Source organism: Burkholderia lata (assembly GCF_902499025.1).
In the GTDB taxonomy this organism is placed as follows: domain Bacteria; phylum Pseudomonadota; class Gammaproteobacteria; order Burkholderiales; family Burkholderiaceae; genus Burkholderia; species Burkholderia lata_C.
Map to the genome: position 1 here is coordinate 48267 of NZ_CABVPW010000003.1, position 13282 is coordinate 61548.

At 67.7% G+C, this 13282-nt stretch carries 10 protein-coding genes; 8 read left to right on the forward strand and 2 right to left on the reverse strand.

Features of this window, described 5'->3' with window-relative positions; translation table 11 throughout:
- Positions 1 to 2: 2 nt before the first annotated feature.
- Together iolD and BDI24065_RS03455 are read right to left on the reverse strand one after the other, a co-directional pair.
- Positions 3 to 1886 (reverse strand): 3D-(3,5/4)-trihydroxycyclohexane-1,2-dione acylhydrolase (decyclizing), encoded by a 1884-nt coding sequence (iolD, locus tag BDI24065_RS03450; protein WP_175030024.1) that lies wholly within the window; start codon positions 1884 to 1886, stop codon positions 3 to 5.
- 40 nt (positions 1887 to 1926) lie between these two features.
- Positions 1927 to 3885, reverse strand: coding sequence for a bifunctional 5-dehydro-2-deoxygluconokinase/5-dehydro-2-deoxyphosphogluconate aldolase (locus BDI24065_RS03455; protein ID WP_175030025.1), 1959 nt, complete (start codon positions 3883 to 3885; stop codon positions 1927 to 1929).
- 317 nt (positions 3886 to 4202) lie between these two features.
- Here BDI24065_RS03455 and BDI24065_RS03460 point away from each other — a divergent pair, with 317 nt between their 5' ends.
- The 8 genes from BDI24065_RS03460 to BDI24065_RS03495 all read left to right on the forward strand — a co-directional run bounded on the left by BDI24065_RS03460 (position 4203) and on the right by BDI24065_RS03495 (position 13255).
- Entirely contained in the window at positions 4203 to 5129 is a 927-nt protein-coding gene (locus BDI24065_RS03460) for a sugar ABC transporter substrate-binding protein (RefSeq protein ID WP_175030026.1), read from the forward strand.
- A 68-nt stretch (positions 5130 to 5197) separates the two neighbouring features.
- A complete protein-coding gene (locus tag BDI24065_RS03465; RefSeq protein ID WP_175030027.1) occupies positions 5198 to 6781 on the forward strand; it encodes a sugar ABC transporter ATP-binding protein in 1584 nt (527 codons plus the stop codon).
- 26 nt (positions 6782 to 6807) lie between these two features.
- The gene (locus tag BDI24065_RS03470; protein WP_175030028.1) at positions 6808 to 7833 is read left to right on the forward strand and encodes an ABC transporter permease; all 1026 of its coding nucleotides are present in this window, start codon (positions 6808 to 6810) and stop codon (positions 7831 to 7833) included.
- Positions 7834 to 7909: 76 nt separating this feature from the next.
- On the forward strand, positions 7910 to 8821 hold the full coding sequence (locus BDI24065_RS03475) for a sugar phosphate isomerase/epimerase family protein (protein ID WP_175030029.1): 912 nt from the start codon (positions 7910 to 7912) through the stop codon (positions 8819 to 8821).
- 59 nt (positions 8822 to 8880) lie between these two features.
- Positions 8881 to 9894: a Gfo/Idh/MocA family protein gene (locus tag BDI24065_RS03480; protein WP_174912796.1), complete on the forward strand. Its 1014-nt coding sequence runs from the start codon at positions 8881 to 8883 to the stop codon at positions 9892 to 9894.
- A gap of 30 nt (positions 9895 to 9924) precedes the next feature.
- The gene (locus BDI24065_RS03485) at positions 9925 to 10851 is read left to right on the forward strand and encodes a TIM barrel protein (protein WP_175030030.1); all 927 of its coding nucleotides are present in this window, start codon (positions 9925 to 9927) and stop codon (positions 10849 to 10851) included.
- 48 nt (positions 10852 to 10899) lie between these two features.
- Positions 10900 to 12072, forward strand: coding sequence for a Gfo/Idh/MocA family protein (locus BDI24065_RS03490; RefSeq protein WP_175030031.1), 1173 nt, complete (start codon positions 10900 to 10902; stop codon positions 12070 to 12072).
- 298 nt (positions 12073 to 12370) lie between these two features.
- Positions 12371 to 13255 (forward strand): MurR/RpiR family transcriptional regulator, encoded by an 885-nt coding sequence (locus tag BDI24065_RS03495; protein ID WP_175030032.1) that lies wholly within the window; start codon positions 12371 to 12373, stop codon positions 13253 to 13255.
- The last annotated feature ends 27 nt before the right edge of the window (positions 13256 to 13282 follow it).

A 13282-nucleotide genomic window follows, 5' to 3' on the forward strand; every position in this document is an offset into this window, starting at 1 on the left:
GATCAGCGCCGCTGCCGGGTCTTCGCATCGAGATACGCATGGTGTGCTGCGTCGACGCCGGCGCGTTCGGACACCTGCGGCACCGCGACTTCCCACCATGCGCCGCCGTCGTCGGTCGTGCGGCGGTGCGTGGTGTCGATCACGAGCACCTGGCTCTTGGTCGCCGCGCGGGCGCGCTTCATTTCGCTGCGCAGCTCGCCGATGTCGCGCACGTGCACGGCTTCGGCGCCCATCGCGCGCGCATGCATCGCGAAGTCGATCGTCGAGCGCTCGCCGCCCTCCGGCACGCAGTCGTCGAGCATGTTGTTGAAGCTCGCGCCGCCGCAATTCAGCTGCAGCCGCTCGATGCAGCCGTAGCCGCGGTTGTCGAGGATCACGACGATGATCTTGCGGCCCAGCATCACGGACGTCGCGAGTTCCGCGTTGAGCATCATGTACGAGCCGTCGCCGACGATCACGATCACTTCGCGCTCGGGCCGCGCGAGCTTCGCGCCGAGGCCGCCCGCGACCTCGTAGCCCATGCACGAGTACGCATAGTCCATGTGGTAGTTGCCCGGCACACCGCTGCGCCACAGCTTGTGCAGCTCGGCCGGCAGCGTGCCGGCCGCGCATACGACGAGATCGTCGCGCGCGCTGTCGCGGCCCGCGTCGGTTGCGGAATCGCGCACCGCGCCGATCACTTCCGCGTCGTACGGGAGCGTGTCCTTCGGCACCCGCGTCGTGAGTTCGGTCACGCGCGCGTTCCACGCGGCGGACTGGTCGCGGTTGCTGGCGGTCCAGGCGGGATCGGCTTGCCAGCCGGCCAGCGCGGCCGACAGCTGGCCGAGGCCCGTGCGCGCATCGGCCACCAGTTGACGGCCGCGTTTCTTGCCCGCGTCGAACGGCTGCACGTTCAGGCTCAATAGCGTCGCGTTGCCATAGAGCGCGTGCGAGCCGGTCGTGAAATCCTGCAGCCGCGTGCCGACCGTGAACACCACGTCGGCCTGCGCGGCCGCCCGGTTCGCGGCAGGCGAGCCCGTCACGCCGATCGACCCGAGATTCAGCGGATGGTCCCACGCGAGACTGCCCTTGCCGGCCTGCGATTCGGCGACCGGCACGCCATGCGTATCGGCGAACGCGCGCAGCGCGTCCCACGCCTGGCTGTACAGCACGCCGCCGCCCGCGACGATCAGCGGCTTCTTCGCGGCCTTCAGCACGTCGAGCGCATCGGCGAGTTCGAGCGCGTCGGCCGGCGGCCGGCGCATCCGGATCACCGGCGGCGCGAAGAAATCCTCGGGCCAGTCGTATGCGAAGGTCTGCACGTCCTGCGGCAGCGCGAGGCACACCGGGCCGCACTGCGCGGGATCGGTCATCACCTGGATCGCGCGCGGCAGCGCGACGAGCAACTGCTCGGGCGACGTGATCCGGTCGAAGTAGCGCGTGACCGGCCGGAAGCAGTCGTTCGCGCTGACGTCGCCCTGTTCGAAATCCTCGACCTGCTGCAGCACGGGGTCGGGCAGCCGCGACACGAACACGTCGCCGGGCAGCAGCAACAACGGCAGCCGGCCGACGTGCGCGAGCGCGGCCGACGTCAGCATGTTGGTCGCGCCGGGGCCGATGCTCGACGTCGCGGCCATCATCCGCTGGCGGAAATTCGCTTTCGCGAATGCGACGGCCGCGTTGGCCATCCCTTGCTCGTTGTGGGCGCGGAAGGTCGGCAGCCGGTCTTTTTCCGCGTGCAGCGCCTCGCCGAGCCCGGCCACGTTGCCGTGGCCGAAGATCGCGAACACGCCGCCGCAGTACGGCAGGATTTCGGTGCGGCCGTCGGGCTGGACGACTTCGGCGCGCAGGGCGGCCAGGTAGCGCACGAGCGCCTGGCTGACGGTCAGTCTCACGGTAGAGGTCATGTCGGTCGGTGAAGAGGAATGGGTCATCGCGGGCGTCGCGTCAGGCTGCGGCAGCGCGGGCGGCCGCGGCACGGCGGCCGAGCCACGCGTCGACCAGCTGCGCGAAATTGCCGGCGACTTCGTCGATCAGCGCCTGGTCGTCGATCCGGCCGGCGAACCAGTTCAGCGATGCATCGGCCCACAGCGTGCGCCCGACCATGAAGCCCTTGACGATCGGGTTGGTCGCCGAGCGGAAGCTGTCGACGAGGTATTGCAGCGGCTGGTTCAGCCCGAGGATCACGGCGCCCCGGCAGTGCGGGTCGCGCTCGGCGATCAGCGCGGCGAGCCGCGTCCAGCCGTCGGCGCTCAGCGGCGTGAGCTTCCACCATTCGGGCTTCACGCCGAGGTTGTAGAAGCGCGCGATCGTGCGCAGCACCGCATCGTCCTCGGTGCCGGCCGGCGTGACTGCGCGCGGCGGAATCATTTCCAGCAGCAGCTCGTTGCCGCTCGCGCGCGTGGCTTCCCACAGTTCCAGCACGCGCTGCTCCTGTTCGACGCGCAGGTCGACCTGGTCGTCCGGGTGATAGTGCACGAGGCACTTCACGACCTGTTCGGTCGGCCAGTGCGTGAGCGACGAGCCGACCGAGCGCGTTTCGTCGAAACGCAGCGGCCGCGAGCCCGGCAGTTCGACCGGGCGGCCGACCCACCAGCCGCGCCCGGTGGCCGACGCAAGCGCGTCGCTGCCGTAGCCGCCGCCGTCGATCAGCACGCCGACATGGCCTTCGATCTGGCGATCGCGCTCGACCTGTTCGACCGCGCGCACGAGCAGGCGCTTCAATGTCTTGATCCGCGCCTCGTCCGCGCCGGCCTGCACCGCGAGTTCGTAGAACTGGCTGCGATGGTCGAACGCCATCACGCACAGGTCGTCCCATTCGCGGCGCGGCACCGTCACGCGATGCAGGTGCGCGAGCGTGTGGTCGGCGTCGACCGCCGGATTGCGGCTGCCGTCGAACCAGTGTGCAAGCTCGGCCGGCGTCGGCATCGCGGCCGAGCACGCATGGCGCGACACGACGATCGCGCCGCACGCGTTCGCGATGCGCGTCGACTCGGCCCAGTCGCGGCCGCGCAGCAGCCCCGACAGCAGGCCCGACAGGAACGCGTCGCCCGCGCCGAGCACGTTGAGCACCTCGACGCGTTCGCCGAGATAGGTCGGTGCATCGTCGAGGCGGGCGGGAATGTCGCCCTCGATCACGCAGCAGCCGAGCGCGCCGCGCTTGACGACCAGCGTCGCGTTCGTGATGTTGCGCACCGCCTGCAACGAGCCGATCACGTCGTGCGGCACGCCGCCCGCGATCAGGAATTCCTCCTCGGTGCCGACCAGCAGGTCGAATTCGCCGAGCACCTGCTGCAGCTGCCGCGTCACCTGCGCGTCCGGCACGTAGCGGTTCTCGCCCGCGCCGCGCGCGGTCAGCCCCCACAGCACCGGCCGGTAGTCGATGTCGAGGATCCGCACGACACCGTGGCGGCGCGCATAACCGAGCGCGGTCAGCGACGCCTCGCGCGTGCCCGGCGTCGACAGGTGCGTGCCGGTGATCGCGAGCGCGCGGCAGCCGGCGATGAAGTCCTCGCGGATCTCGTCGGCGCGCACGGCCATGTCCGCGCAGTTCTCGCGCACGAACAGCAGCGGGAACGTGTCGCGATCCTTCAGCCCGAGCAGCACCAGCGCGGTGAGGCGTTCGCGGTCGGTCTGCAGCTGGCTCGTGTCGCAGCCTTCGCGCTCGAGCGTCTCGCGCAGGAAGCGGCCCATCTGCTCGTCGCCGACGCGCGAGATCATCGCGGTCTTCAGCCCGAGCCGGGCCACGCCGAACGCGACGTTGCCGGACGAGCCGCCCAGATACATCTGGAAACTGCGCGCGTCTTCCAGGCGGCTGCCGTACTGCTGCGCATAGAGATCCACGGCCACGCGGCCGAGGCAGGCGAGATCGATGGGGCGGTCACTCGGAAAGTTCAGCAGGCTCATATCACGTGTCACGCTCGCGGCCGGCGTTCGGCGATGCCGGCGGATTAGGGGACCGATCCTCGGGTAACGATCCGCAACGTGAACTCCACGACGCGGGACTGCCTGCCGCAAGGAATCGGGCTACGGAACGGAGTCTAGACTTTTTGGAAATCCATTTCCCTAGGTGAAATTACGTAGAAATAAATTTCCAAATTTTCGAGGAAGTGATCTACAGTTTCATCCGGATGCTTCAGTCCGTATCGGACCCGATCGGACTCGGCCCGGCGGCGCGCAACGCGCCGTCTTCCGCCCCCCGGAGATGAGGAGACAGATTGATCATGAAGACCAAGCTGATGGCCGTCGCGGCCGCCGCGATCCTGGCTGCGCCGCTCGCGCATGCCGAGAAGATCGGCGTGACGATGGCGTCGTTCGACGACACGTTCCTGACCATCCTGCGCAACAGCATTACCGACGCAGCGAAGAAGGACGGCGCGACGGTGCAGATCGAGGACGGCGGCAACGACGTCGGCAAGCAGTTGAGCCAGGTCCAGAACATGATCGCGCAGAAGGTCGACGCGATCATCGTGAACGCGGTCGATACCGACGCGACGCCGAAGATCACCAAGATGGTGACGGCCGCGAAGATCCCGCTCGTGTACGTGAACCGCAAGCCGGTCGATTTCGACAAGCTGCCGGCCGGCGTCGCGGTCGTCGCGTCCGACGAGAAGCAGTCGGGCACGCTGCAGGCGCGCCAGGTGTGCAAGCTGCTCGGCGGCAAGGGCGACCTCCTCGTGCTGATGGGCGAGCTGTCCAACGAATCGGCGCGCGCCCGCACCAAGGACATCGAGGACGTGATCGCGACGAAGGATTGCGCGGGCATGAAGATCGTCGACAAGCGCGAAGGCAAGTGGAGCCGCACGCAGGGCCAGGACATCACGATGAACTGGCTGAGCTCCGGCACGAAGTACGACGCGATCATCTCGAACAACGACGAGATGGCGATCGGCGCGATCAACGCGCTGAAGGCCGCGCGCAAGTGGACGCCGAAGACGATCGTCGCCGGCATCGACGCGACGCCGGACGGCCTCGCGTCGATGAAGAGCGGCGAGCTGAAGGTGTCGGTGTACCAGAACGCATCCGGGCAGGGGCAGCAGGCCGTCGCGGCCGCGCTCAAGCTCGCGAAGAAGCAGCCCGTCGACCGCTACGTGAACGTGCCGTTCGAGCTCGTGACGCCCGAGAACATGAACCAGTACGCGAAGCACTGACCGGTGATCCGTTGAATGGCGCGGGCCCGGCACGACCGGGTTCGCGCACGACTTGTCGAGGTACGTCCATGTTTACAGCCAGAGTCGCGCGCCCGATGGCCGGCGACGATGCGCCGGCCGCTTCGTCCGGCGCGGCCGGCTCGTCGGCCCCGCCGGCTTCTTCCGCGGCCGACTGCGTGCTCGAGGTGCGCGGCGTCGGCAAGTCCTTTCCCGGTGTCGTCGCGCTCGACGGCGTGCAGTTCCGCGTGCGTCGCGGCACCGTCCATGCGCTGATGGGCGAGAACGGCGCAGGCAAGTCGACGCTGATGAAGATCATCGCGGGCGTCTACACGCCCGACCAGGGCGAGATCCTGATCAACGGCGAGCCCGTCGTGCTGAACGGCCCGCTCGATGCGCTCGACCGCGGCATCGCGATGATCCACCAGGAACTCAACCTGATGCCGTACATGACGGTCGCGGAGAACATCTGGATCCGCCGCGAACCGACGAACCGCTTCGGCCTGATCGATCACGCCGCGCTGCGCCGCCAGACGGCCGCGCTGTTCGAACGGCTGTCGATCGACATCGATCCGGAAACCGACGTGCGCACGCTGACGGTCGCGAGCCGGCAGATGGTCGAGATCGCGAAGGCCGTGTCGTTCGATTCCGACGTGCTGATCATGGACGAGCCGACTTCCGCGCTGACCGACAAGGAAGTCACGCACCTGTTCCGGATCATTCGCCAGCTGCGCGAGCAGGGCAAGGGCATCGTCTACATCACGCACAAGATGAACGAGCTGTTCGAGATCGCCGACGAGTTCTCGGTGTTTCGCGACGGCAAGTACATCGGCACGCATGCGTCGAGCGACGTCACGCGCGACGACATCATCCGCATGATGGTCGGGCGCGAGATCACGCAGATGTTCCCGAAGGAGGAAGTGCCGATCGGCGACGTCGTGCTGTCGGTGAAGAACCTCGGCGTTGACGGCGTGTTCCGCGACGTGAGCTTCGAGTTGCGCGCGGGCGAGATCCTCGGTGTGGCCGGCCTCGTCGGCTCGGGGCGCTCGAACGTCGCGGAGGCGCTGTTCGGCGTCGTGCCGGCCACGGCGGGCGAGATCCGGATCGACGGCAAGCCGGTGCGCATCGCGACGCCCGCGCAGGCGATGAAGCACGGGATGGCCTTCCTCACCGAAGACCGCAAGGACACCGGCTGTTTCCTGAATCTCGACCTGCTCGCGAACATGGAAGCGGCGGTGCTCAGCAACCGCTACGTGAAGTTCAATTTCGTGCAGCAGGCGCAACTGAAGCGCGACTGCGAGGAAATGAGCCGGATGCTGCGCGTGAAGTCGCCCGGGCTGCACGAGGAGATCCAGAACCTGTCGGGCGGCAACCAGCAGAAGGTGCTGATCGGCCGGTGGCTGCTCACGCAGCCGCGCATCCTGATCCTCGACGAACCGACGCGCGGCATCGACGTCGGCGCGAAGGCCGAGATTCACCGGCTCGTCAGCGCGCTTGCCGGCAAGGGCGTCGCGGTGCTGATGATCTCGTCGGAAATGCCGGAAGTGCTGGGAATGAGCGATCGCGTGATGGTGATGCACGAAGGGCGCATGACCGGCATCGTCGATCGCAAGGACGCCGACCAGGTCCGCATCATGGATCTCGCGTCGCGCTGAGCCGAACCAAGATTGGAGACAAAGCAATGGGCAACCTGAACCCGGTCGCGGATGCGCAGACCATGACACTCAAGGCGCGGCACACGAAGTGGCCGCCCGAACTGAGCATCTTCCTCGTGCTCGTCGGCATCAGCCTGTTCTTCGAGATCGTCGGCTGGATCGTCGTCGGCCAGAGCTTCCTGTTCAACGCCGAACGGCTCGAGATCATCGTGCTGCAGATGGCCGTGATCGGCATCATCGCGGTCGGCGTGAACCTCGTGATCATCACCAGCGGGATCGACCTGTCGTCGGGCTCGGTCGTGGCCGCCGCGGCGGTCGTCTCGGCGAGTCTCGCGCAGGTGTCCGACTTCCCGCGTGCGGTGTTTCCGCACCTGACCGACCTGCCGATCATCTGGCCCGTGCTGGCCGGCGTGTGCGTCGGGCTGCTGGTCGGCCTGCTGAACGGCTCGCTGATCGCGCTGACGGGCATCCCGCCGTTCATCGCGACGCTCGGCACGATGGTGGCCGCGCGCGGCTTCGCGAAGTGGTTCACCAACGGGATGCCGGTATCGATGCTGACCGACCCGTTCGCGGCCATCGGTGCAGGCGCCAATCCGGTGATCATCTTCCTCGTGATCGCTGCGATCTTCCACGTCGTGCTGCGCTACACGCGCTTCGGCAAGTACACGTATGCGATCGGCGCGAACCGTCACGCGGCCGTCGTGTCGGGCATCAACGTCACGCGCCACCTGATCTTCGTCTACGCGATCGCGGGCCTCCTGAGCGGGATCGCCGGCACCGTGACGGCCGCGCGAGCGATCTCGGGCCAGTCGGGCATGGGCGTGATGTACGAGCTCGATGCGATCGCGGCCGTCGTGATCGGCGGCACGTCGCTGTCGGGCGGCCTCGGCCGCGTGACGGGCACCGTGATCGGCGTGCTGATCCTCGGCGTGATGACGTCCGGCTTCACGTTCATCCGCATCGACGCGTATTACCAGGAGATGGTCAAGGGCGCGATCATCGTCGCGGCCGTGATCGCCGACCAGTACCGCAACAAGAAGAAGCGCCGCTGACCCTTCGTGCATCGCCGGGCGAGGGCGGCACGTGCCGCCGCCTTCGTCCGGAATCCGCCACCGTCGAGGACATTCGATGAAGATCGCGCTGGACCCCTACATGATTCGCCACCTGCCGCTCGACCGCCTGCCGCACGCGGTGGCCGAGCTCGGCTACGACCAGATCGAGCTGTCGCCGCGCAGCGACTTTCTCGACTGGTGGGTGATGCCGCGCGCGACGCGCGAGCGGATGGCCGCGTTCCGGCAGGCGATGCGCGCGAGCGGCGTCGGCCTCGCGTCGCTGCAGCCGATGTACCGCTGGGCGAGCCCGTTCGAGGACGAGCGGCAATGGGCGGTGCGCTGCTGGAAGAAGGCGATCGAGGTGGCGGTCGAGATGGAGTGCGCGCTGATGGTGTCGGAGTTCGGGCGCGGCGCGTCGCCCGAGCGCTCGGTCGGCGAACGGCCGGGCGCGAACCCGAAGGAACTGTGCGAAGCCGCGTGGTTCCGGTCGATGGACGAGCTGCTGCCGATCCTCGAGCGCGAACGCATCGTGCTGTCGGTCGAGCCGCATCCGGAGGACTGGATCGAGCAGCTGCAACCCGCGATCGACATCGTCACGAATCTCGGCTCGCCGTCGCTGAAGCTGTCGTATATCGCGCCGCACACGTTCTACTACGGCGACGACATGGCCGCGATGATCGCGCAGGCCGCGCCGATCCTCGCGCACGTGCGCGTGGCCGACACCTTCGACCACCGCAAGAGCAGCCAGCTGCGCTACATCGTGAACCCGCCGGGTTCGAACCAGATCCGCGTGCACCAGCATCTCGACATCGGGCAGGGCGAGATCGACTGGGACGCGTTCTTCCGTGCGCTCGGCGCGGCAGGCTTCGACGGCGTGATGTCGTCGTGCGTGTTCGCGTGGGAGGACCGCGCGGAAGCGTCGTCGCGCTACATGCGCGACGCGATCCAGCGCTACGTCGATCGTCATTTCGATCGCACGACGCGCTGAAGAATGGCTGACCGGTGCGGCGCGTGCCGCATCGCCAATGAACGACTGGAGACTTTGAGATGACCTTGCAAATCGGCGTGATCGGCTGCGGTGCGATCGGCCAGGACCATATTCGCAGACTGACCCGCACGTTGTCCGGCGCGCGGGTCGTGGCCGTCAACGACATCGATCCGCAGCAGGCGCGCGACGCGGTGACGAAGTACGGGCTCGACGCCGAGATCTATGGCGACGGCCACGAGGTGGTCGCGGCGGCCGACGTGCAGGCCGTGCTCGTCACGTCGTGGGGGCCGACGCACGAAGCGTTCGTGCTCGACGCGATCGCGCACGGCAAGCCCGTGTTCTGCGAGAAGCCGCTCGCCGTCACGGCCGAAGGCTGCATGCGGATCGTCGAAGCCGAAGTCGCGCACGGCAAGCGGCTCGTGCAGGTCGGCTTCATGCGCCCGTACGACGAAGGCTATCGCGCGCTGAAGCGCGTGATCGACAGCGGCGAGATCGGCGCGCCGCTGATGCTGCATTGCGCGCACCGCAACCAGTCGGTCGGCGAGCGCTACACGACCGACATGGCGATCACCGACACGCTGATCCACGAGCTTGACGTGCTGCGCTGGCTGCTCGGCGAGGACTACGTGAGCACGCAGGTCGTCTATCCGAAGAAGACGCGCCATGCGTCCTCGCATCTCGCCGATCCGCAGATCGTGCTGCTCGAAACCGCGAGCGGCGTGCGCATCGACGTCGAGATCTTCGTGAACTGCCAGTACGGCTATGACATCCAGTGCGAGGTGGTCGGCGAGCAGGGCATCGCGAAGCTGCCCGATCCGCCGGCCGTGGGGCTCAAGCATGCGGCGCGGCAGTCGGTCGAGATCATGACCGACTGGAAGGAACGCTTCATCGCGTCGTACGACGTCGAGCTGCAGGCGTTCATCGACGGCGTGCGGGCGCACGCGCTCACCGGGCCGTCGGCCTGGGACGGCTATGCGGCGGCGGTCGCGGCCGACGCCTGCGTGCGTGCGCAGAAGAGCGGCGCGGTCGAGCCGATCGCGATGGCCGAACGTCCCGCGTTCTATCGCGGCTGAACCCTGCGCATTCCTGCCGGATCGACCGACATGACGATGAAGATTGGCTGTGCGCCCTGCTGCTGGGGCGTCGACGATGTAAGGAATCCACATCTGCCGCCGTGGCGGCACGTGCTCGCCGAGGCCGCGCAGGCCGGCTACTCGGGCATCGAGCTCGGGCCGTACGGCTACATCCCGCTCGAACTCGACGTGGTGAGCGCGGAGCTCGAGCGGCAGCGCCTGAGCATCACCGCCGGCACGATCTTCGACGATCTCGTGTCGCCGGAGAACCTGCCGAACCTGTTGCGCCAGACGCGCGAGATCTGCGCGCTGATCACGCGGCTGCCGAAGCTGCCGACGCAGGACGGCCAGCGCTACGCGGCGCCGTACCTCGTCGTGATGGACTGGGGCCACGAGGAACGCGACTACGCGGCCGGTCACGGCGATCGCGCGCCGCGGCTGTCGGACGAAAGCTGGGCGGCGATGGTCGGGCACATCCGGCAGATCGCGACGATCGCGCGCGACGAATTCGGCGTGCGCACGGTGATCCATCCGCATGCGGGCGGCTACCTCGAGTTCGCGGACGAGATCGACCGGATCGTCGCCGACATTCCGGCCGACACGGCCGGCCTCTGTCTCGACACGGGCCACCTGTACTACTCGGGCATGGACCCGGAGGCGTGGCTGCGCCGCCACGCGGCGCGCCTCGACTACGTGCATTTCAAGGACATCGACGCGGCCGTGTACGACGCGGTGATGGGCGAGCACATCGCGTTCTTCGCGGCTTGCGCGCGCGGCGTGATGTGCCCGATCGGCAAGGGCGTGCTCGACTACCGGTCGATCAAGCAGGCGCTCGACGAGATCGGCTACGCCGGCTACATCACGATCGAGCAGGAGCGCGACCCGCGCAATGCCGGCACGAGCCTGCGCGACGTCGCCGCGAGCCGCGCGTTTCTCGCGTCGGCCGGTTTCGCATGATCCACCGCGCCACGCACACCCTGAACACGGACCAGGAACACCATCATCATGATTGACGGACAGATTCTGCTTGGACATTCGATTCGCTGGGGCATGGTCGGCGGCGGGCTCGGCAGTCAGATCGGCTATAGCCACCGGTCGGCCGCGCTGCGCGACGGCAGTTTCCAGCTGGTTGCGGGCGCATTCGACATCGACCCCGAACGCGGCCGCCAGTTCGGCGTGAAGCTCGGCGTCGCCGCGGAGCGTTGCTATCCCGACTACGCGACGATGTTCGATGCCGAGGCGCGCCGCCCGGACGGCATTCGCGCGGTGTCGATCGCGACGCCGAACAACACGCACTTCGAGATCTGCCGCGCCGCGCTGAACGCGGGGCTGCACGTGGTCTGCGAGAAGCCGCTGTGCTTCACGACGGAAGAGGCCGAGGCACTGCAGCGGCTGTCGGTCGAGAAGAACCTGATTGTCGGTGTCGCGTACGGTTATTCCGGACACCAGATGATCGAGCAGGCGCGCGAAATGATCGCGCGCGGCGATCTCGGCGAGATCCGCATCGTGCAGATGCAGTTCGCGCACGGGTTCCACAGCGAGGGTGTCGAGGCCGCGAGCGCGGCCGCGCGCTGGCGCGTCGACCCGAAGTTCGCGGGCCCGAGTTACGTGCTCGGCGACATCGGCACGCATCCGCTGTACATCTCCGAAGTGATGGCGCCGGAACTGAAGATCCGGCGGCTGATGTGTTCGCGGCAGAGCTTCGTGAAGAGCCGCGCGCCGCTGGAAGACAACGCGTTCACGATCATGGAATACGACACGGGTGCGGTCGGCTACGTGTGGTCGAGCGCGGTGAACGCGGGCTCGATGCACAGCCAGAAGGTGCGCGTGATCGGCTCGAAGGCGAGCGTCGAGTGGTGGGACGAGCATCCGAACCAGTTGCGCTACGAAGTGCAGGGGCAACCCGCGCAGGTGCTCGATCGCGGGATGGGTTATCTGCATCCGCATGCATTGCGCGAGGATCGCATCGGCGCCGGGCATCCGGAAGGGCTGTTCGAGGCCTGGTCGAATCTCTATGCGCGCTTCGCGTTCGCGATGGATGCGGCCGATCGCGGCGATGCCGAGGCATTGAAGCGCATTCACTTTCCGGACGTCCACGCGGGCGTGGAAGGCGTGCGCTGGGTCGAGAACTGCGTGCGCTCCGCCGATGCGGGCGGCGTGTGGGTCGACTATCGCTGAACCGCGCGCGACGGGCCGGCTGCGGCGCGCTGCGCGCCCGTCGTGCAAGGCTTCGCACCGACGGCCGGCCTTGGTAGACACCCTAATCTTTACGACGCCGCGAGAGCGTTGGACAATCGCTTCCAGTATCGCCGAGGAGCGTAGGCAAGTGATGATCGAGCGCGTGGGAGCGAGCACGCGGCGCGGGCCGCGCCGCAAACGTGATTAAATTCGCCCTTCATGCATGTATCCAGTCGAGTCCCGGGCCGCGCCCGCCAGTATCGCGCGCACATCGGGGCCGTCAACTTCGCGCTATCCGATGAGTTCATCCGAGAAACCTCCCGCTACCGTCGAGCAGTTCCTGCAGCATCTGACGCAGGAGTACGACGGCCTCAGCAATCGCCTGAAGGTGATTGCGCGCCACGTGGAAACGCATCGGGACCAGCTTGGCCTGGAAGGCATCCAGTCGCTCGCGGAGGCGTGCGGCGTCCAGCCGTCGGCCGTCGTGCGCTTCGCGAAGCATTTCGGCTTCTCCGGCTTCTCCGAGATGCAGAAGCTGTTCCGCGAGGGGCTCGCCCAGCAGATCACGCCGGGGCGCGCGTACAACCTGCGGCTGCGCGACGTGATCGAATCGGGCTCGTCGAGCCTGCAGCCCGAGCAGATCGCCGACGAATTCATCAAGGGCAGCATCGCCGGGATGCAGCAGCTGCGGCAGACGCTCGATTCGCAGGCGCTCGCGCAGGCCGTCGACCTGCTCGCCGACACGCAGGCGATCTGGATCGCGGGCTCGCGGCGCGCGTTTCCGATTGCCGTGTACCTCGACTACGCGCTACAGCACACCGACAAGCGCATCGGCCTGTTCAGCGCGCTCGGCAGCATGCATCTCGGGCAGATCCGCTCGGTGCGCGAGGGCGACGTGATGATCGTCATCTCGTTCATGCCGTATGCGGAGGAAACCGTGCAGGTCGCGCAGCAGGCCGTGCAGCGCGGTGCGCGGCTGATCGCGATCACCGACAGCCGGATGAGCCCGCTGGCGCGGGAGGCCGAGGTGACGCTGATGGTGCAGGACAGCGCGACATTCGGCTTCCGCGCGCTGACGGCCACGATGGGCCTCGCGCAGAGCTTGTTCGTCGCGCTCGCGTACCGGCTCGAACTGTCGTACCTGCCGACCGCCGACGGCGCGCACGGCACACAGGCCGGCTGACGCATCCAGCCGGCGCACCGCCCGCGT

Coding starts and splice junctions, on each gene's coding strand:
- iolD (WP_175030024.1), bottom strand. CDS start 1,886: ATGACCTCTACCGTGAGACTGACCGTCAGCCAGGCGCTCGTGCGCTAC.
- BDI24065_RS03485 (WP_175030030.1), top strand. CDS start 9,925: ATGACGATGAAGATTGGCTGTGCGCCCTGCTGCTGGGGCGTCGACGAT.
- BDI24065_RS03490 (WP_175030031.1), top strand. CDS start 10,900: ATGATTGACGGACAGATTCTGCTTGGACATTCGATTCGCTGGGGCATG.
- BDI24065_RS03455 (WP_175030025.1), bottom strand. CDS start 3,885: ATGAGCCTGCTGAACTTTCCGAGTGACCGCCCCATCGATCTCGCCTGC.
- BDI24065_RS03470 (WP_175030028.1), top strand. CDS start 6,808: ATGGGCAACCTGAACCCGGTCGCGGATGCGCAGACCATGACACTCAAG.
- BDI24065_RS03465 (WP_175030027.1), top strand. CDS start 5,198: ATGTTTACAGCCAGAGTCGCGCGCCCGATGGCCGGCGACGATGCGCCG.
- BDI24065_RS03475 (WP_175030029.1), top strand. CDS start 7,910: ATGAAGATCGCGCTGGACCCCTACATGATTCGCCACCTGCCGCTCGAC.
- BDI24065_RS03460 (WP_175030026.1), top strand. CDS start 4,203: ATGAAGACCAAGCTGATGGCCGTCGCGGCCGCCGCGATCCTGGCTGCG.
- BDI24065_RS03495 (WP_175030032.1), top strand. CDS start 12,371: ATGAGTTCATCCGAGAAACCTCCCGCTACCGTCGAGCAGTTCCTGCAG.
- BDI24065_RS03480 (WP_174912796.1), top strand. CDS start 8,881: ATGACCTTGCAAATCGGCGTGATCGGCTGCGGTGCGATCGGCCAGGAC.